The sequence below is a fragment of the Streptomyces sp. NPDC037389 genome, assembly GCF_040636475.1.
In the GTDB taxonomy this organism is placed as follows: domain Bacteria; phylum Actinomycetota; class Actinomycetes; order Streptomycetales; family Streptomycetaceae; genus Streptomyces; species Streptomyces hesseae.
Map to the genome: position 1 here is coordinate 406288 of NZ_JBEZUS010000005.1, position 18724 is coordinate 425011.

Below are 18724 nucleotides of genomic sequence, written 5' to 3' on the forward strand. Positions count from 1 at the left end.
TCAGTGTCCCCTTACAGCTTCAGCAGGCCGGCGTCGTCGACCGAGGCGGAGTGGCGGGACCGGAAGATCGACACGATGATCGCGAGGCCCACCACGACTTCGGCGGCGGCCACGACCATCGTGAAGAACGCGATGATCTGGCCGTCGAGATTGCCGTGCATCCGGGAGAAGGTGACGAACGCCAGATTGCAGGCGTTCAGCATCAGCTCGACGCACATGAAGATGACGATCGCGTTCCGCCGGATGAGCACACCGGTGGCACCGATGGTGAACAACAGGGCCGCCAGATAGAGGTAGTTCACGGGATTCACTTGGCCCCCTCCTCGGTGCGCTCTCCGGCACGGCCCTTGTCCCGCTCCAGCCATTCCCCGGAGCGCTGCTCCAGCGCCGCCAGCTCCGCGAGCGCCTCGTCCGACACGTCGCGGATCTGGCCCCGCGCGCGCAGCGTGGGGCTGACGGTGAGCTCGGAGGGCGTGCCGTCGGGCAGCAGGCCGGGGATGTCGACCGCGTTGTGCCGGGCGTAGACGCCGGGGGCGGGCAGGGGCGGCAGCTGCCTGCCCTCGCGCACGCGCCGCTCGGCCAGCTCGCGCTGGGTGGCGGGAGGCTCGGTGCGCTCGCGGTGGGTCATCACCATCGCCCCGACGGCGGCGGTGATGAGCAGGGCGCCGGTGATCTCGAAGGCGAAGACGTACTTGGTGAACAGGAGCGCGGCGAGCCCCTGGACGTTGCCGCCGGCGTTGGCCTGGCCCAGCCCGTCGAAGTCGCGCAGCGCGGCGTTGGAGATGCCGGCGGTCAGCAGGACGCCGAAGCCCAGCGCGCACAGCCCGGCGAGGAGCCGCTGGCCCTTGATGGTCTCCTTCAGCGAGTCCGCGGCGGTGACGCCCACGAGCATCACCACGAACAGGAAGAGCATCATGATCGCGCCGGTGTAGACGACGATCTGCACGACGCCCAGGAAGTAGGCGCCGTTGGCGAGGTAGAACACCGCCAGGACGATCATCGTCCCGGCGAGGCAGAGGGCGCTGTGCACGGCCTTCTTCATCAGCACCGCGCCGAGCGCGCCGGCCACGGCGACGACCGCCAGGATCCAGAACTGGACGGCCTCGCCCGTCGACGTCAGATACGCGGAGGCGGCGAGGCCGCTCATGCCTCCACCCCCTCGTCCTGGGGGCGCTCGCCCTTGGAGAGGGCGACCTGCCGGACCGTGCCCGGGGCGGGGCCCGTCACCAGGCCCCGGTAGTAGTCCTGTTCGGTCATGCCGGGGAAGATCGCGTGCGGGGTGTCGACCATGGGTTCCTCAAGGCCCGCGAGGAGCTGCTCCTTGGTGAAGATCAGCGACTCGCGGCTGGCGTCGGCCAGTTCGTACTCGTTGGTCATCGTCAGGGCGCGGGTCGGGCACGCCTCGACGCACAGGCCGCACAGGATGCAGCGGAGGTAATTGATCTGGTAGACGCGGCCGTAGCGCTCGCCGGGCGAGTAGCGCTCCTCGTCGGTGTTGTCCGCGCCCTCGACGTAGATCGCGTCCGCCGGGCAGGCCCAGGCGCACAGCTCGCAGCCGATGCACTTCTCCAGGCCGTCGGGGTGGCGGTTGAGCTGGTGGCGGCCGTGGAAGCGCGGCGCGGTGTGCTTCTTCTCCTCCGGGTACTGCTCGGTCAGCCGCTTCTTGAACATGGCCTTGAAGGTCACGCCGAAGCCGGCCACGGGATTCTGGAAGGGGTCCCGGGGGGTGTCCCCCCGGGAAGACTCGCTAGACACCGTCGGCCTCCTCTCGGTCACTCTGAGTGTCCACCCCACCACTGACAATCAGTTCCCGGTCCTGGCGGGACCGGCGCCGGGGCACGGGCGGCAGGCTCTGGCCGGGCAGCGGCGGCACGGGGAATCCCCCCGCCATCGGGTCGAAGACGGGCGCCGGGCCCTCGGCCTCCTCCCCCGCCTTCTCGCCGTCCGCCCCGCCCTTGCCCCCGTGGAACAGGTCGAAGAGCAGCGACAGCAGCAGGAGTCCGAGGACCCCGCCCCCGACGTAGAGCACGATGTCCTGGAAGGCGTAGTTCTCGTTCCGCAGCGCCCGCACGGTCGCGACGAGCATCAGCCAGACCACCGAGACCGGGATGAGCACCTTCCAGCCCAGCTTCATCAGCTGGTCGTAGCGCACCCGGGGCAGCGTGCCGCGCAGCCAGATGAAGAAGAACAGCAGCAGCTGCACCTTGATGACGAACCACAGCATCGGCCACCAGCCGTGGTTCGCGCCCTCCCAGAACGCGGAGAGCGGATAAGGAGCCCGCCAGCCGCCCAGGAAGAGGGTGGTCGCGACCGCAGAGACCGTCACCATGTTCACGTACTCGGCGAGCATGAACATCGCGAACTTGATGGACGAGTACTCGGTGTTGAAGCCGCCGACGAGGTCGCCCTCGGACTCGGGCATGTCGAAGGGGGCCCGGTTGGTCTCGCCGACCATCGTGGCGATGTAGATGACGAAGGAGACCGGCAGCAGCAGGATGTACCAGCGGTCGTGCTGCGCCTCGACGATCGCCGAGGTCGACATCGAGCCGGAGTAGAGGAAGACCGACGCGAAGGCCGCGCCCATCGCGATCTCGTACGAGATCATCTGCGCGCACGAGCGGAGCCCGCCGAGCAGCGGATACGTCGAGCCCGAGGACCAGCCGGCCAGCACGATGCCGTAGATGCCGACCGAGGCGACCGCGAGGATGTACAGGATCGCGATCGGCAGGTCGGTCAGCTGCATCGTCGTGCGGTGGCCGAGGATCGAGACCTCGTTGCCGGACGGGCCGAAGGGGATCACCGCGATGGCCATGAACGCGGGGATGGCGGCGACGACCGGCGCGAGGACGTAGACGACCTTGTCGGCCCGCCGGACGATCAGGTCCTCCTTGAGCATCAGCTTGATGCCGTCCGCCAACGATTGCAGCATCCCCCAGGGGCCGTGCCGGTTGGGGCCGATGCGCAGCTGCATCCAGGCGACGACCTTGCGCTCCCAGACGATGGAGAAGAGCACGGTCACCATCAGGAACGCGAAGCAGAAGACGGCCTTGATCACCACCAGCCACCAGGGATCCCTGCCGAACATCGACAGGTCCTCGACCGCCAGTTGACTCAGCGCAGGACTCACGACCGCACCTCCGGCCTCTTCGCTCCACCCTCGTCACCGGCGTCCGCGCCGATGCGCACCAGCTCGCCCGGCCGCGCCCCGGTGCCGGAGACGACGCCTCCGCCTTCGGAGTTCAGCGGGAGCCAGACCACCCGGTCGGGCATGGCCGTGATCCGCAGCGGCAGCCGCACCGAGCCGTACGGGCCCGTCACGGCGAGGAGTTCGCCGTCGCGCACCCCCGCCTCGGCCGCCGTCGCCGCCGACACCCGGGCGAGCGCCGGGTGCCGGGTGCCGGCCAGCGCCTCGTCCCCGTCCTGGAGGCGGCCCCGGTCCAGCAGCATCCGGTGGCCCGCGAGCACCGCCTCGCCGCGCTCGGGCCGGATCGGCGGCCGGCCGGGCTCCGCCGGGCCGGCCGGCCGCTCGCCGTCCCAGGCCCCCAGCCGCGTCAGTTCGGCCCGTACGGCCGGGAGGGCGTCCAGGGCCAGCGGCACGTCCATGGCGTCGGCCAGCATGTGCAGCACCCGGAAGTCCGGCAGATTGTGCCGCCGCCCGAGCTGGTCCGGCTTGAGCGCCGCCTCGAACGGCCGGGCCCTGCCCTCCCAGTTGAGGAACGTCCCGGACTTCTCCGCGACGGCCGCGACCGGCAGCACCACGTCCGCCCGGTCCGACACCTCACTCGGCCGCTGCTCCAGGCTGACGAGGAAGCCCACCGCGTCCAGCGCCTCGCGGGCCCGCGACGGGTCGGGCAGGTCCGCGACCTCCACGCCGCCCACGAGCAGCGCGGCCAGCTCGCCCGTGGCCGCCGCCTCCACGATCTGGCCGGTGTCCCGGCCGGCGCCGCGCGGCAGTCCGGCCACGCGCCACACCTCCGCCGTCTCCTGGCGCGCCCGGGGGTCGGTGACGGGCCGGCCGCCCGGCAGCAGCCCCGGCAGGGCCCCCGCCTCCAGCGCGCCGCGCTCGCCCGCCCGGCGCGGCAGCCACACCAGCCGCGCGCCCGTGGCGGCGGCCGCCGCCACGGCGGCCGTCAGCCCGCCGGGCACCCCGGCCAGCCGCTCGCCGACGAGGATCAGCGCGCCCGGCGCGCGCAGCGCGTCCGACGCCGCGCGCCCGGCGGCCTCCAGGCCCGACGCGTCCGCCAGCGCCCGCAGCCACTCCGGCTCCGTGCCCGGCGCGGCAGGCAGCAGCGTGCCGCCCGCCTTCGTCAGGCCCCGGGTCGCGTAGGGGGCCAGCGCGAACACGCGCTGCCCGCGCTTGCGCCACGCCTTGCGCAGCCGCAGGAAGACGCCGGGCGCCTCCTCCTCGGCCTCCAGCCCCACGAGCAGCGCGGCGGGCGCCTGCTCCAGGAGCGTGTACGTCACCCCGGTGCCGTCCAGGTCACGGCCGTGCCCGGCGACGTGGGCGGCGAGGAAGTCGGCCTCCTCACCGCTGTGCGTCCGCGCCCGGAAGTCGACGTCGTGGGTGTCGAGGGCGACGCGGGCGAACTTGGCGTAGGCGTAGGCGTCCTCCACCGTCAGCCGGCCGCCGGTCAGCACCCCGGCCCGGCCGCGCGCGCCCGCGAGGCCCCGGGCCGCGGTCTCCAGCGCCTCCGGCCAGCTCGCGGGCGTGAGGACGCCGCCCGCGTCCCGGACCAGCGGGGTGTCGAAGCGCTCCGGCCGCTGCGCGTAGCGGAAGGCGAAGCGGCCCTTGTCGCACACCCATTCCTCGTTGACCTCGGGGTCCTCCGCGGCCAGCCGGCGCATCACCTTGCCGCGCCGGTGGTCGGTGCGCATCGCGCAGCCGCCCGCGCAGTGCTCGCACACCGACGGGGAGGAGACCAGGTCGAAGGGGCGGGCGCGGAATCGGTACGCCGCCGAGGTGAGCGCGCCCACCGGGCAGATCTGGATGGTGTTGCCGGAGAAGTACGACTGGAAGGGGTCGCCCTCGCCCGTACCGACCTGCTCCAGCGCGCCGCGCTCCAGCAGCTCGATCATCGGGTCGCCCGCGATCTCGTTGGAGAAGCGGGTGCAGCGCGCGCACAGCACACAGCGCTCGCGGTCCAGCAGGATCTGCGTGGAGATGGGCATCGGCTTCTCGTAGGTGCGCTTACGGCCCTCGAAGCGGCTGTCCGCCTGGCCCGCCGACATGGCCTGGTTCTGGAGGGGGCACTCGCCGCCCTTGTCGCAGACCGGGCAGTCCAGCGGGTGGTTGATGAGCAGCAGCTCCATCACACCGCGCTGTGCCTTCTCGGCGACGGGCGAGGTGAGCTGGGTCTTCACCACCATGCCGTCCGTGCAGGTGATGGTGCACGACGCCATGGGCTTGCGCTGGCCCTCGACCTCGACGATGCACTGTCTGCACGCACCCACCGGGTCCAGCAGCGGATGGTCGCAGAACCGCGGGATCTCGATGCCCAGCAGCTCGGCCGCCCGGATGACGAGGGTGCCCTTCGGCACGGAGAGCTGGATGCCGTCGATGGTGACGGACACCAGGTCCTCCGGCGGGACGGCCGCGTTCCCTCCTCCGGAGGGGGCGGACGTGGTCACTGTCATGCGTTCACCCCCAGGTGAGCGTGCTGGTTGGTGGCGGGGCCGTCGGCCCACACCGTCGACTTCGCCGGGTCGAAGGGGCAGCCCTTGCCCTTGATGTGCTGCTCGTACTCCTCGCGGAAGTACTGGAGCGAGGAAAAGATCGGGCTGGCGGCGCCGTCGCCCAGCGCGCAGAAGGACTTGCCGTTGATGTTGTCGGCGATGTCGGCGAGCTTGTCGAGGTCGGCCATCCGCCCCTTGCCCGCCTCGATGTCGCGGAGCAACTGGACGAGCCAGTAGGTGCCTTCGCGGCAGGGCGTGCACTTGCCGCAGGACTCGTGGGCGTAGAACTCGGTCCAGCGGGTGACGGCCCGGACGACGCAGGTCGTCTCGTCGAAGCACTGGAGGGCCTTGGTGCCGAGCATCGACCCGGCAGCGCCCACCCCCTCGTAGTCCAGGGGGACGTCGAGGTGGGCGTCGGTCAGCAGCGGGGTCGAGGACCCGCCGGGCGTCCAGAACTTGAGCCGGTGACCGGGGCGCATCCCGCCGCTCATGCCGAGCAGTTGGCCGAGAGTGATGCCCAACGGGGCCTCGTACTGCCCGGGGTTGGCGACGTGGCCGCTGAGGGAGTACAGCGTGAAGCCGGGCGACTTCTCGCTGCCCATCGAACGGAACCATTCCTTGCCCCGGAGGAAAATCGCGGGAACCGAGGCGATGGATTCGACGTTGTTCACGACAGTGGGGCAGGCGTAGAGCCCGGCGACGGCGGGGAAGGGGGGCCGGAGCCGGGGCTGGCCGCGGCGGCCCTCCAACGAGTCGAGCAGGGCGGTCTCCTCGCCGCAGATGTAGGCGCCCGCCCCCGCGTGCACGGTGACTTCGAGGTCGAGTCCGCTGCCCAGGACGTTCCGGCCGAGGAAGCCCGCCGCGTACGCCTCGCGCACGGCCTCGTGCAGCCGGCGGAGCACGGGGACGGTCTCGCCGCGCAGATAGATGAAGGCGCGGTCGGAGCGGATCGCCCAACAGGCGATGATCATGCCCTCGATGAGGGCGTGGGGGTTGGCGAAGAGGAGGGGGATGTCCTTGCAGGTGCCGGGCTCGGACTCGTCGGCGTTGACGACGAGGTAGTGGGGCTTGCCGTCGCCCTGGGGGATGAACTGCCACTTCATCCCGGTGGGGAAGCCGGCGCCGCCGCGGCCGCGCAGCCCGGAGTCCTTCACATACGCGATGACGTCGTCGGGGGTCATCGCGAGGGCCTTGCGCGCGCCCTCGTAGCCCTCGTGCCTCAGATAGGTCTCCAGCGTCCAGGACCGTGGTTCGTCCCAGAAAGCGCTGAGGACGGGTGCGAGCAGTTTCTCGGGGCTGGTCTCGAAGATCTCGGGCGCCATGGTCATCCCTCCCCCTCCTTGGTGACCGGTCCGCCGGGATGCTCGGGGTCCGAGCCGGACGTCTGCTGCGGCGCGTCATGGGAGCCGGGACGGTCCGGCGGGCGCTCGTCCTGCGGCGGCTCACCGCGCGGCGGGCCCACCCGGTGCGCGCCCTCGCCCCTGGCCAGCCGGAGCCCGGCCAGCGAGGCGGGCCCGGCCCCGCCGCCCGCCTCGACGGCGCCCGGCCGCCGGTCGGGGAAGCCGGCCAGGATGCGGGCCGTCTCCTTGTACGTGCACAGGGGCGCCCCACGCGTGGGCTCGACGGGGCGGCCGGCGCGGAGGTCGTCGACGAGCGCCCTGGCGCTCTCGGGCGTCTGGTTGTCGAAGAACTCCCAGTTGACCATCATCACGGGCGCGTAGTCGCAGGCCGCGTTGCACTCGATGTGCTCCAGGGTGACCTTGCCGTCGGCGGTGGTCCCGCCGTTGCCGACGCCCAGGTGCCGCTTGAGCTCGTCGAAGATGGCGTCGCCGCCCAGCACCGCGCACAGGGTGTTGGTGCACACCCCGACCTGGTAGTCGCCCCCGGGCGCGCGCCGGTACATGGTGTAGAAGGTCGAGACCGCCGTGACCTCGGCCGTGGTGAGCCCGAGCCGCTCGGCGCAGAACCGGATGCCGGTACGGGTGACGTGCCCTTCCTCGGCCTGCACGAGGTGCAGCAGCGGCAGCAGCGCGCTGCGGCTGTCGGGGTAGCGGGCGATCACGTCGTCGGCGTCCGCGTCCAGCCGGGCGCGGACGTCGGCGGGGTAGTCGGGGGCGGGGAGCGCGGGCATCCCCAGGCTGACGTCACTCACCGGTCGACGCCTCCCATCACAGGGTCGATGGAGGCCACCGCCACGATGACGTCGGCGACCATGCCGCCCTCGCACATCGCCGCCATGGCCTGGAGGTTGGTGAAGGAGGGGTCCCGGAAGTGGACCCGGTAGGGGCGGGTGCCGCCGTCGCTGACGACATGCACGCCCAGCTCCCCCTTGGGGGACTCCACGGCGACGTACGTCTGCCCCGGCGGCACCCGGAAGCCCTCCGTCACCAGCTTGAAGTGGTGGATCAGGGCCTCCATCGAGGTGCCCATGATCTTCTTGATGTGGTCGAGGGAGTTGCCCAGCCCGTCCGGCCCGAGGGCCAGCTGCGCGGGCCAGGCGATCTTCTTGTCGGCGACCATGACCGGGCCGGGCTGGAGCCGGTCCAGACACTGCTCGACGATCCGCAGCGACTGCCGCATCTCCTCCAGCCGGATCAGGAAGCGGCCGTAGGCGTCGCAGGTGTCGGCGGTCGCCACGTCGAAGTCGTAGTTCTCGTAGCCGCAGTAGGGCTGGGCCTTGCGCAGGTCGTGCGGGAGCCCTGCGGAGCGCAGGATGGGCCCGGTGGCGCCCAGCGCCATGCAGCCGGTGAGGTCGAGGTGGCCGATGCCCTCCATCCGGCCCTTGAAGATGGGGTTGCCGGTGGCGAGCTTGTCGTACTCGGGCAGGTTCCGGCGCATCTTCTTGACGAACTCGCGGACCTGGTCGACCGCGCCGGGCGGCAGGTCCTGGGCGAGGCCGCCGGGGCGGACGTACGCGTGGTTCATCCGCAGGCCGGTGATCAGCTCGAAGACGTCGAGGACCATCTCGCGGTCACGGAAGCCGTAGATCATGATCGTGGTGGCACCGAGCTCCATGCCGCCGGTGGCGATGGCCACCAGGTGGGAGGAGATTCGGTTCAGCTCCATGAGCATCACCCGGATGACGGAGGCCCGGTCGGGGACCTGCTCCTCGATGCCCAGCAGCCGCTCCACGCCCAGGCAGTACGCCGTCTCGTTGAAGAACGGCGTGAGGTAGTCCATGCGCGTCACGAAGGTGGTGCCCTGGGTCCAGTTGCGGAACTCCAGGTTCTTCTCGATGCCGGTGTGGAGATAGCCGATGCCGCAGCGGGCCTCGGTGACCGTCTCGCCGTCGATCTCCAGGATCAGCCGGAGCACCCCATGGGTGGAGGGGTGCTGGGGACCCATGTTGACGACGATGCGCTCGTCGTCGGCCCGCTTGGCGGCCGCCGCGATCTCGTTCCAGTCGCCGCCGGTGACCGTGTAGACGGTCCCCTCGGTGGTCTCGCGCGCGCCGGCGGGGGCCTCGTTCTCGTGAGGTGACTCGTGGGCGGTGCCGTTGGGGGGAACGGTGCCATTGGGGGTGGACATCACGAGTACGACCTCCGCTGGTCGGGAGCAGGGATCCGGGCGCCCTTGTACTCGACGGGGATGCCGCCGAGGGGGTAGTCCTTGCGCTGCGGGAAGCCCTGCCAGTCGTCCGGCATCATGATCCGCGTGAGCGCCGGGTGGCCGTCGAAGACCATGCCGAAGAAGTCGTACGTCTCGCGCTCGTGCCAGTCGTTGGTCGGATAGACGTCGACGATCGACGGGATGTGCGGATCGGCGTCGGGCGCGCTCACCTCCAGCCGGATCAGCCGGTTGTGGGTGATCGAGCGCAGGTGGTAGACGGCGTGCAGCTCACGCCCCTTGTCCCCGGGGAGGTGCACCCCGCTGACCCCGGTGCACAGCTCGAAGCGGAGCGCCGGGTCGTCGCGCAGCGTCCGGGCGACGCGCGGCAGGTGCTCACGGGCGATGTGGAAGGTGAGCTCGTCCCGGTCGACCACGGTCTTCTCGATCGCGTTCTCCGGAACCAGCCCCTGCTCCTCCAGGGCCCCTTCCAGCTCGTCCGCCACCTCGTCGAACCAGCCCCCGTACGGACGGGTGGCCTCGCCCGGCAGCCGTACGGTCCGGACGAGCCGGCCGTAGCCGGTGGTGTCGCCGCCGTTGTCCGCGCCGAACATGCCGTGCCGGACGCCGATGACCTCGCCGTGGTCCAGTCGCTGGCCGGGCAGGTTCTGGGTGCCGAGGTCCTTGTCGGGGTTGACGCCGTTGGGGGCCTTGGGGCCGGGGGCCCCATTCGTATGCGTACCGCCGGCGTTCGGCTCGCTCATCGCAGCAGCCCCTTCATGTCGATGAGGGGCAGGGCCTTCAGGGCCGTCTTCTCCGCCTCGGCCTCCGCGTCCGCGCGCTGCGCGCCGAGCTTCTCGGCCTGGATCTTCTTGTGCAGCTTGAGGATCGCGTCCAAGAGCATCTCGGGCCGGGGCGGGCAGCCGGGCAGATAGATGTCGACCGGCACGATGTGGTCGACGCCCTGCACGATCGCGTAGTTGTTGAACATGCCGCCGCTGGACGCGCAGACCCCCATGGAGATCACCCACTTGGGGTTGGGCATCTGGTCGTAGACCTGCCGCAGCACGGGCGCCATCTTCTGGCTCACCCGGCCCGCCACGATCATCAGATCGGCCTGGCGCGGCGAGCCCCGGAAGACCTCCATACCGAAGCGGGCGAGGTCATAGCGCCCCGCTCCGGTCGTCATCATCTCGATGGCACAGCAGGCGAGGCCGAAGGTGGCCGGGAAGACGGACGCCTTGCGCACCCATCCCGCGGCCTGTTCGACGGATGTCAGCAGAAAGCCGCTCGGCAGCTTCTCCTCGAGTCCCATGCGACGAGCCCCCTAGTCCCATTCCAGGCCGCCGCGCCGCCATACATAGGCGTAGGCGACGAAGACGGTGAGCACGAAGAGGAGCATCTCCACGAGCCCGAACAGCCCCAGGGAGTCGAAGGCGACCGCCCAGGGGTAGAGGAAGACGACCTCGATGTCGAAGACGATGAAGAGCATCGCCGTCAGGTAGTACTTGATCGGGAAGCGGCCGCCGCCGGCCGGGTGCGGGGTCGGCTCGATGCCGCATTCGTACGCTTCGAGCTTGGCGCGGTTGTAGCCCTTGGGCCCCACGAGCGAGCCCACGACCACGGAGAAGATCGCGAAGCCCGCACCGAGGGCTCCCAGTACGAGGATGGGCGCATAGGCGTTCACCGCTCCTCGCTCCTTCCAGTCTGTCGACGCTGACTGCTGGCTTTGACCGGACCCGGCGGTGGAGCTCCGCGCGGTGGAGCTCTGCGAAGATCGCCACCATGTGAGGCAGTTCACAAGCCCGGGTCGCCTGCATCCTATGCCCGCCGGTCTGTGATCTGCGACACGGCGTACACGGCCGCGTTTGTGATCTCCACCACCTGACGAACGATCATTAAGTCGGATGAGCGGTGATCTTCATACGCGAAGCGGTTGAGTGATCACCAGAGGTGACATTCGGGGGCTCCGGCGCTGGTCGGAGCAGGTGAGCCATTATCAAGCCATGGCGCGATCGGGCAAATTGGCATGAGGGTCGGTCAACTGATAAAGGCGAGCCACCCACCGGGGGGACGACGGCGGGCGCCACTTCTCGGCGCCACCCCCCACCCGGGGACCCTCGGACGACCGACGGACCGTCACCGAACCGGCGCCGGGATCGCCCTCGGGATCGCCTTCGGGACCGCCGATTCACCCCTTGGTACGCGCACCCCTTCACAAGCCACCCCGAGGGACCGGACGGACGCGCGATACGTGAGTTGCGCCACGCGCCGGGGGGTTCAGCGGCCGGATTCCATGGGTAGCCTCGACGCCCGATCTATAAAGGTGATAAGACGCCTGGCGGTCGCCGCCAATGGCCAAATGCCATGCTGAGGCGCTTGATCACTCGTTCGGGGACCCCTGGTGCCGTGACCTCTCCGTGATCAAAAGGCCCTATTTCTAGGCGTGCACACGCCAATTGTGGCGCAGGTCACTTATCTTGAACTCAACCTGCGCGGACTGATAGTCCGTTGTCCCATGTCCCCGAACGCGCATATAACCAGCCACCGAAAGCACCGTCGCCCGGCGACCCAGTCCTGGGTCGTCCGCACGGGTGTGGCCGGTGGCGTCCTCAGCACCCTGGCTGTGGCCGGCACCGCGTCCGCCGCCACCGCCGCCGCCGAGAAGCCGGCCGAGGCGACCCAGGAGATCCCCGCGTTCAACGCGGCCCTCTCCACCTCCATCGCGCAGAGCGCGGTCGCCACGCAGCAGGCGGCCATGGACACCCAGATCCGCGCCGAGGTGGACGAGGCCGTCGACGTCGCCAAGGCACAGGCCAAGAAGGTCAAGGACGAGGCGGAGCGCAAGGCCGAGGCCGAGCGCAAGGCCGCCGAGGCCGAGGCCAAGCGCGCCGAGCAGGACCGTGCCTCCCGCGACAGCGACCGCTCGGACCTGGGCACGAAGTCGACCTCCGGCTCCAGCACCGGCTCCAGCTCCCACGCCAGCGGCAACTCCGCCTCCCTGGTCAGCTTCCTGGAGGCCCAGGTCGGCAAGGCGTACATCATGGGCGCCACCGGCTCGTCCGCGTACGACTGCTCCGGCCTGGTCATGGCCGCGTACAACCAGATCGGCATCGACCTGCCCCGCGTCTCGCAGGACCAGTCGACCGCCGGTACCCAGGTGGGTCTCGACAACCTCCAGGTCGGCGACATCCTCTACTGGGGCCCCGCCGGCAGCGCGTACCACGTCGCCGTCTACATCGGCGGTGGCAAGTTCATCGGCGCGCAGAACCCGAGCACGGGTGTCGCCGAGCGCAGCCTGAGCTACTCCCCGCCCACGGGCGCCGTCCGCGTCATGTAGTTCCGCGGATCCGATCCGCAGACTCGGAAGCTCGGAAGGGCCGCCGCTCCCCCCGCTCGGGACGGCGGCCCTTCGGCGTATCCGGGAACCCGGTGCCCACCCCCGTTACCCTCGGGCACCCGGCCCCCGCGCCGATGCCTGGAGTCTGGGACGGTTGCGTCCTGCTCGGCAAACCCCTTCGGGTGGGGTCGAAACCGGACGCTTGGGTGGGGGTGGTGGGGGTGGGGAGTTCGCAGGTGGGCGGCCGTTAGGCGGTTGTCCGGGGGGTGAGGGACTCGAAGTCGAGGAGGGCGCCGGCGGGGATGAGGTGGGCTTTTGTTTTCTCGTCGTTGAGATGCTGACCGACGAGACCGACCAGCTCCCCGGTGCCGACATGAAACGCCGGTGCCCCGTTGAGCCCCCGGGCGAGCTCCCCTTCGACACGTACCCATGGCCCCGACTGGCCTTTGACTTCGATCAGGCACGAGTAGAGATCGAGCGTCCTCCCGTGCTCGTATGCAAAACCGTTCACCAGCAGTCGAGTGGCGGGGGGTGGCTGAGAGCCGAGGCGGAAGGGCGGCACGTCATCCGGCAGCGGAGCGTCGAGACGTAGCACCGCAAGATTGAATGGGTCGCTCCCATATTCGAGGACGCTGGCACGGACGAAGCCCTCCCGCACCCCATCCCGGGAAACGTACAGTCGATCGACGCCGTCGTCGGCAGACCACGTGTGCGGTACCACGACCGTCCTCTCATCGATGACCAACCCGTTGTGGACGACCTGAGCACGCCGTTCCTTGTCCAGGGCGGCGAACCAGACTGTCAACAAGCCGACGTACGCCTCATCGATCGCCCAGCGATCAGGTCGGTTGACGTACACATGACCGTTAAAGACGGTCTGGGTGCCGGGAGGTATGAGACCGGCGGCCACCAGCTCACTCGCGGGACCCGCCCGCATCTCCGCGTCCGCCAGCTGCCGTTCAAGCCGTTCGCACCGCTCCTCCGCCTGCCGGTGCGCCTCACGCGTCTCCTCCAGTTCCTCCTTCAGCTGCCGGATCTCGGCGATCAGCCGCGCCCGGTCGGCGTCCGTCACGCCCATGTCGGAGTCGGACCGCAGCCCACCGATCTGCAACTGGAGCTCGCGTACGCGGTGTTCGCGATCACGGAGGGTGTCCTCCAGCCACCGTTCCCGCTGGGCGGCGCGGCGGGCGTCCTCGTCCGCCACGGCGAGCTGCTGCTGCAACAACTGCACTTTGTGCGTAGGGCTCTTGCCCGCTCTGAGCGCGGCGTGGTGCAGAGCGCGCAGCATCTCCGTCATCTCCGGCGTCGGCACTGTGCCACGCTTTTCCGCGACGTCGTTCAGCAGGTTGAGTGCGAATTCCCATGGAGGAAGGCGCTGTCCGCTGAGGTAGCGGGAGACCGTGGACGAGTCGTAACTGCGGCGGGCCGCGTAGCGCCGCTCGGAGATCTCCAGCCCCGCGAACAGATCGCGCAACGCCTGCGCCAGCGCGCGCGTCTCCGGCGAGATCCCCTCCCCGAACGTCTGTAGTTCGCCCACGCTGCCACCCGCCTGTCAGCACCGCTGCGCCTGCCGCAGCACATCCGTCCCCATCGACCCTGAGTCGTACCACCACCGACCATGGGAAGGGGCCTCAATGGCCAACGACGGCAAGCGGATTCATGACCTCATCGTCTTCCTCGCCGTGCTGGCGGCGGGAATCGTGCTGGTGCTGCTGGGCATCTCGCCCGGCGCACTGGCGACCGTCACCGCGTCTCTGTCGGGGCTCTACGCGACCTGGAGCGGCGGCGGTCGCCGCACGCCGTGATCACCGTTCCCGCAGCTCGAACCACACGCGCTTGCCGACGACGTGCAGCCCGTCCCAGACGAGGTTCACGCCGAAGGCGTGCGAAAGCTTGTTCATGAGGATGAGGCCCCGGCCGCGCTCGTCACCCGCTTTCGCGGTGAGCCGGCCGTACGGGCGCCTGACCGGGTCGCCGTCCCGCACGGCGACGACCACCCGGTAGGGCCGAACGATGACTTCGACGGAGAGGGCGGACACGCGGGCGTGCTGGACGACGTTCGCGACGGCGTCCGAGACGCAGACGCACGCGTCGTCGATGAGGGATGGGTGACCGGTCGCCTGCAACGTTCCGCATACGAACTGGCGGGCGAGGCGGGCGGTGGTCGCCGTTGCCGGTGCGGCGAGCTCGTAGAACGTGGCGGGGTTGTAGGGCGCGGTACGTGGGTCGTTGAGCATGGTGGAACTCATGGGTGCCTTCCCGTTCACGGTTGCCGATGTTCTTCGCTTCCGCGCGCCGCCGTTGTCCGTGGCTCGGCCACCAGCTTTGGCCTCAACTTGCGTGCCGATGGCTGCACTTCGGCTCTCCCTACGGCGGATGCGCGGTGCGGAAGAACGTAGGGCACAAAGCTGTACCGGTGCAACGCTGAGACACGAATAGGTGACAGACGGTGGACCTGTGGGATGGTTGCGCGCGAGACTCGGAAGCACCGAACGGAGGGCGATCCATGCCGCCGAGAAGCAATCCGACAGCCCGCCAGGCACGGCTGGGCGCCGAGCTACGGAAGCTCCGGGAAGCGGCAGGCTTGTCCGCCCGAGAGGCCGGAGCTCTGCTCGGCGGCGGGGCAGCGCAGATCAGCCATATCGAGGCCGGTCGATGGGGCGTCAGCGCTGACAGGATCCGTCAGCTCGCCTCGTACTACAAGGCGAGCAACGTCAGGCTCATCAACGAGCTGTGCGCCATGACGGACGAGCGCGTACGCGGCTGGTGGGAGCAGTACCGGGGACTCCTCACGCCGGGATTCCTCGATGTATCGGAGCTGGAACACCACGCCCGGGCGATCCACTTGTTGCAGATCACCTACATCCCGGGGATCTTTCAGACCGAGGACTACGCGCGGGCGTTGTTCGGGAGCGCGATCCCAGCGCTGCCTGAAGCCCAACTGAACGCGCGCGTCGAGCATCGCGTCCGACGACGGCAAATCTACGACCGGAAGCCGCCGCCGGACACCGTGGCAATCGTGCACGAAGCCGCGCTACGCATGCGTTACGGAGGCCGGGCCGTGCAGCGAGCACAACTGAAGTTCCTGGCAGAGGTGGCGGAGTGGCCCACCGTGAAGCTGCTCGTGATCCCATTCGACACCGACGACCTGACCGGAACAGCCCAGTCGATGTTCTACGCGCGCGGCCCCATTCCCGAGCTCGATACCGTACAGATCGATGCCGCCTTTGGCGGTAGCTTCATAAGCGCTAACGCCCTGCTGTCCGTGTTCAGCAACATGTTCACCACCCTGACGAGAACGGCACTGGGCGTCGACGATTCACAGCAATTCATCCACAAACTGATCCAGGAAACGTGAGATCAAGACCATGAATACATCCCGCGCATGGCAGAAGTCCTCGTATTCGGGCGGCGGCCCGGACAACAGCTGCGTGGAGCTGAGACCTCTCGACGGCTCAGTGGCTATACGTGAAAGCGACGATCCGAGCACCGTGATCGCCGCCGCACGCACCCGAGTGCACGCGCTCATCACAACGGTCAAGGCCGGTCGATTGAGGTGAGAGCTGAGCCGCGCTGGCAGAAGACTTCCTTCTCCGGCGCCGACGACAACCAGGACTGCTTGGAACTGGCGACGACCCTGCGGGCAGTACTGCTCCGCGAGAGCGACGCTCCCCGCACTGTGATCGCCACATCCCGCACCCGGATGGCAGCGCTCATCACCCGCATCAAGGCCGGCGGGCCAAGGTAACCGCTGGCGGTTAAGGCAGCCGTCGGGCGGAAAGTCAGGACATCAGACGAACTCGTCCGGACGAGGGAGCCGCCATGTCCACCGCCTACGTCGTCGTCACCGTCCTAGCCGCCCTCATGACCGGCTTCTCCGCCGGCACGTTCATCTTCCGCGCGCCGTGGATCGTGCGGTCGCTCACCGCGTACGGCGTGCCCGAATCGTGGCTGCCATGGCTAGGCACGGCCAAGGCCGCAGGGGCCGTGGGCCTGTTGGCCGGGCTGGCCGTGCCCGTCGTCGGCGTGCTGGCCGGGATCGGGCTGGTGCTGTACTTCGCCGGGGCCGTCGTCACCGTGGTCCGGGCGCGCTCGTATGCCCATGTGCCGATGCCCCTGCTGTACGCGGCGCCGGTGGTCGCGTCCCTGGCGCTGAGGGCGGACATCTGACGGCCGGGGGATTGTCAGTGGTGTCACTTACCGTGGGGGCATGACCACACGGGGGACCGTTCGACGCGCGGCACCGTGGTGAAGGGGGAGGAAGCCATGGGGACGCGCCTGAGAGAGACCGCCAGTGAGGTAGCCGCCTTGCTGTGGCGCGAGCACGTCGTGTACCGGGAGCGGGGCGGGGGCGTGGTCATCCGGGGCGAGCACGTGCAGCGGTGGATCAGCATGGCCCCGAGCGGCGGCCGGGACGAGATACTGCTGCGCGCGGGACGAATACTCGACGGCGGTACGACCGCGCCCGCGCGTTCGGAGGCCGTCGCGAGCCTCGGCGCGGGAACGCAGGAACTCGCCGCGATATGCCGACGCCTCCTCGCCGAGGCCGCTACCGAGGCCGCCCCGCCCAAGCGCTCCGCGCGGCTGGCGTCGCCCCGGCGGGCCGGGAAGCGGAACCGACGGATCCGGACTCGGCGAGGCCGGCACACGGGCTTCGGCTCGTGGGTGGTCATCGTGTGCGTGGTCGGCCTCGTCGCCCTGTACGCGTACAACGCGGCCGTGGCGCACCGATAAGCGTCACGGCCACGAGGCGCGCGTTCACCACTTGATGGCGTCCTGGAGGTCCGACTGCCAGTAGGTGACGGCGGCCGAGTCGTCGATGTAGGTGCCCTTGGGGAGGGCGAGGTGGGCGGGGGTGCCCGTGGAGCCGTTGCCCGAGCGGTCGGCGAAGTGGACCTCCAGGTTGCGGGCCGTGCGGCCGTGCCCGCCACTGCCGTCGGCGGACGAGATGCGGATGCCCGCGTAGGCGGACTGGCCCGGCTCCAGCATGACGACGGACTGCGGCACGCTGTCCTGCACGACCTGGGTGGCGGCCTGGTCCTCGTCGAAGCGGAGGGCGGGGGCGCTGTACACGGCGCAGAGCTTGGAGCCGGTGTTGGTGACGGTGAGGGCGAGGTGGTTGATGGGGCGGCTGATGGTGTTGACCGTCACCTTGGAGTTGGCGGCCGAGCAGGCGACGAGGCGGTCGGCGGCCTTGCTCCTGGTCGCGGCCGGCGTGGCGGCCGGAGTGGTGGCCGGGGCGGCCGGGTGGGCCGCGGTACCGGAACCAGGGGTCGCGTTCGGGGACGCGAGCGCCTTGGCGGCGGCGGAGGTGGAGGGCGCGGGGCTGACCTGGTTCGCCGCGACGCTCTGACCCTGGCAGGCGGCGATGGTCACGACGGCGGCGGCCGCGAGGGCGGCACCGGTGATACGGCCGGCGATGGGCATGGGTGTCTCCGTACGCGTGGGTGTGGGTGTGTCGGTGGCGTGGATCCGGCGGCCGGTCGAAGGCCGGTCCGCTCGTCGCCCTCACAGCCTGCGTCGCTCGGCAAGTCCACCGCAACGGTGTTCGGGCCATCCGGGAAAATGGAATGGTCGAACGCGTTCTGACCTGGGGAAATGCCATTCCCCTGGAACGCGGTCCTGGGATGGGGAGGGGCACGGCCGATGGCCGAGGAGACCGAGGAATTCGCCGAACTGCTCCGTGAGCTGAAGGATCGCTCCGGGCAGAGCTACGCGGGACTGGCCAAGCGACTGCACATGAGTACGTCGACGGTTCACCGTTACTGCAACGGGGACGCCGTACCGGCGGAGTACGCCCCCGTGGAACGTTTCGCCAGGGTGTGCGGGGCGAAGCCCGAGGAACTTGTCGCGCTGCACCGCCACTGGATTCTCGCCGATGAGGCACGCCGACGGAAGGCGGCCGCGAGCCGGGCGGCGGCCGCCACCGAAGTAGCGGCCGATACGGCCGACGAGGCCGACGCCGGGCCGGATCCGGACGTGCCCGCGCAAAGCACCGCAGTCGCGTCCGGTTCGTCGGCGGCCGCGGCGCCGTCGTCGGGTGGTGGGGGCCCCCCCCCCCCCCCCCGGGCGGGGGGGGGCGCCCCCCCCCCCCCCCCCCCCCCCGGCCCGGGGCGCCCCCCCCGCCGCGGGCGCGGCCCGGCCGCCGGCCCCCGGGGGCGGGGC

At 70.2% G+C, this 18724-nt stretch carries 22 protein-coding genes; 8 read left to right on the top strand and 14 right to left on the bottom strand.

From position 1 onward, the window contains the following. Positions 1-11 precede the first annotated feature (11 nt). The 11 genes from nuoK to AB0E98_RS14135 are packed head-to-tail and all read right to left on the bottom strand — an operon-like array spanning position 12 to position 10906. Positions 12-311 (bottom strand): NADH-quinone oxidoreductase subunit NuoK, encoded by a 300-nt coding sequence (gene nuoK, locus AB0E98_RS14085; RefSeq protein ID WP_361702006.1) that lies wholly within the window; start codon positions 309-311, stop codon positions 12-14. Continuing rightward, on the bottom strand, positions 308-1147 hold the full coding sequence (locus AB0E98_RS14090; protein ID WP_361702008.1) for an NADH-quinone oxidoreductase subunit J: 840 nt from the start codon (positions 1145-1147) through the stop codon (positions 308-310). Before AB0E98_RS14090 ends, nuoK begins: the two co-directional genes overlap by 4 nt. Beyond that, positions 1144-1755 carry an NADH-quinone oxidoreductase subunit NuoI gene (nuoI, locus tag AB0E98_RS14095; protein ID WP_361702009.1) on the bottom strand — a complete coding sequence of 204 codons (612 nt, stop codon included), beginning with the start codon at positions 1753-1755 and terminating at the stop codon, positions 1144-1146. Before nuoI ends, AB0E98_RS14090 begins: the two co-directional genes overlap by 4 nt. Further along, the gene (nuoH, locus tag AB0E98_RS14100) at positions 1748-3085 is read right to left on the bottom strand and encodes an NADH-quinone oxidoreductase subunit NuoH (protein ID WP_361702127.1); all 1338 of its coding nucleotides are present in this window, start codon (positions 3083-3085) and stop codon (positions 1748-1750) included. Before nuoH ends, nuoI begins: the two co-directional genes overlap by 8 nt. Before the next feature lie 38 nt (positions 3086-3123). Beyond that, positions 3124-5634, bottom strand: coding sequence for an NADH-quinone oxidoreductase subunit G (locus tag AB0E98_RS14105; protein ID WP_361702010.1), 2511 nt, complete (start codon positions 5632-5634; stop codon positions 3124-3126). After that, positions 5631-7001: an NADH-quinone oxidoreductase subunit NuoF gene (gene nuoF / locus AB0E98_RS14110; protein ID WP_361702011.1), complete on the bottom strand. Its 1371-nt coding sequence runs from the start codon at positions 6999-7001 to the stop codon at positions 5631-5633. The genes AB0E98_RS14105 and nuoF overlap by 4 nt, the downstream gene beginning before the upstream one ends. Then, positions 6998-7804, bottom strand: coding sequence for an NADH-quinone oxidoreductase subunit NuoE (gene nuoE, locus AB0E98_RS14115; RefSeq protein ID WP_361702129.1), 807 nt, complete (start codon positions 7802-7804; stop codon positions 6998-7000). Before nuoE ends, nuoF begins: the two co-directional genes overlap by 4 nt. A gap of 17 nt (positions 7805-7821) precedes the next feature. Then, positions 7822-9201, bottom strand: a complete 1380-nt coding sequence (locus tag AB0E98_RS14120) for an NADH-quinone oxidoreductase subunit D (RefSeq protein WP_361702013.1) — start codon at positions 9199-9201, stop codon at positions 7822-7824. Beyond that, the gene (locus AB0E98_RS14125; RefSeq protein WP_361702015.1) at positions 9201-9983 is read right to left on the bottom strand and encodes an NADH-quinone oxidoreductase subunit C; all 783 of its coding nucleotides are present in this window, start codon (positions 9981-9983) and stop codon (positions 9201-9203) included. Before AB0E98_RS14125 ends, AB0E98_RS14120 begins: the two co-directional genes overlap by 1 nt. After that, positions 9980-10534, bottom strand: a complete 555-nt coding sequence (locus AB0E98_RS14130; protein WP_361702016.1) for an NADH-quinone oxidoreductase subunit B family protein — start codon at positions 10532-10534, stop codon at positions 9980-9982. Before AB0E98_RS14130 ends, AB0E98_RS14125 begins: the two co-directional genes overlap by 4 nt. 12 nt (positions 10535-10546) lie before the next feature. Then, positions 10547-10906, bottom strand: a complete 360-nt coding sequence (locus AB0E98_RS14135) for an NADH-quinone oxidoreductase subunit A (RefSeq protein WP_361702018.1) — start codon at positions 10904-10906, stop codon at positions 10547-10549. Between the two features lie 831 nt (positions 10907-11737). Here AB0E98_RS14135 and AB0E98_RS14140 point away from each other — a divergent pair. Further along, positions 11738-12559 (top strand): C40 family peptidase, encoded by an 822-nt coding sequence (locus AB0E98_RS14140; RefSeq protein ID WP_361702020.1) that lies wholly within the window; start codon positions 11738-11740, stop codon positions 12557-12559. A 247-nt stretch (positions 12560-12806) separates the two neighbouring features. Here the strand turns inward: AB0E98_RS14140 and AB0E98_RS14145 are convergent, their stop codons facing one another. After that, a complete protein-coding gene (locus AB0E98_RS14145; protein WP_361702022.1) occupies positions 12807-14096 on the bottom strand; it encodes a hypothetical protein in 1290 nt (429 codons plus the stop codon). A 97-nt stretch (positions 14097-14193) separates the two neighbouring features. Between AB0E98_RS14145 and AB0E98_RS14150 the strand changes: the two genes are divergently transcribed. Then, complete coding sequence (locus tag AB0E98_RS14150; protein WP_361702024.1) at positions 14194-14364, top strand: hypothetical protein; 171 nt, start codon at positions 14194-14196, stop codon at positions 14362-14364. Here AB0E98_RS14150 and AB0E98_RS14155 read toward each other — a convergent pair whose 3' ends face one another. After that, positions 14365-14808 carry an ATP-binding protein gene (locus AB0E98_RS14155; RefSeq protein WP_361702025.1) on the bottom strand — a complete coding sequence of 148 codons (444 nt, stop codon included), beginning with the start codon at positions 14806-14808 and terminating at the stop codon, positions 14365-14367. Between the two features lie 257 nt (positions 14809-15065). Here AB0E98_RS14155 and AB0E98_RS14160 point away from each other — a divergent pair, with 257 nt between their 5' ends. From AB0E98_RS14160 to AB0E98_RS14180, 5 genes are all read left to right on the top strand, one after another. Beyond that, positions 15066-15917, top strand: coding sequence for a helix-turn-helix transcriptional regulator (locus AB0E98_RS14160; protein ID WP_361702027.1), 852 nt, complete (start codon positions 15066-15068; stop codon positions 15915-15917). 10 nt (positions 15918-15927) lie between these two features. After that, a complete protein-coding gene (locus AB0E98_RS14165) occupies positions 15928-16119 on the top strand; it encodes a DUF397 domain-containing protein (protein ID WP_361702029.1) in 192 nt (63 codons plus the stop codon). After that, on the top strand, positions 16116-16307 hold the full coding sequence (locus AB0E98_RS14170) for a DUF397 domain-containing protein (RefSeq protein ID WP_361702031.1): 192 nt from the start codon (positions 16116-16118) through the stop codon (positions 16305-16307). Before AB0E98_RS14165 ends, AB0E98_RS14170 begins: the two co-directional genes overlap by 4 nt. Positions 16308-16381: 74 nt before the next feature. Beyond that, positions 16382-16729 carry a DoxX family protein gene (locus AB0E98_RS14175; RefSeq protein ID WP_361702032.1) on the top strand — a complete coding sequence of 116 codons (348 nt, stop codon included), beginning with the start codon at positions 16382-16384 and terminating at the stop codon, positions 16727-16729. 96 nt (positions 16730-16825) lie between these two features. Continuing rightward, positions 16826-17293 (top strand): hypothetical protein, encoded by a 468-nt coding sequence (locus AB0E98_RS14180; protein WP_361702033.1) that lies wholly within the window; start codon positions 16826-16828, stop codon positions 17291-17293. Between the two features lie 24 nt (positions 17294-17317). Here the strand turns inward: AB0E98_RS14180 and AB0E98_RS14185 are convergent, their stop codons facing one another. Further along, the gene (locus AB0E98_RS14185) at positions 17318-17986 is read right to left on the bottom strand and encodes a DUF4232 domain-containing protein (RefSeq protein WP_361702034.1); all 669 of its coding nucleotides are present in this window, start codon (positions 17984-17986) and stop codon (positions 17318-17320) included. Positions 17987-18205: 219 nt separating this feature from the next. Here AB0E98_RS14185 and AB0E98_RS14190 point away from each other — a divergent pair. Next, positions 18206-18724 (top strand): helix-turn-helix transcriptional regulator (locus AB0E98_RS14190; RefSeq protein ID WP_361702130.1); only part of this gene is annotated, 519 nt, incomplete at its 3' end.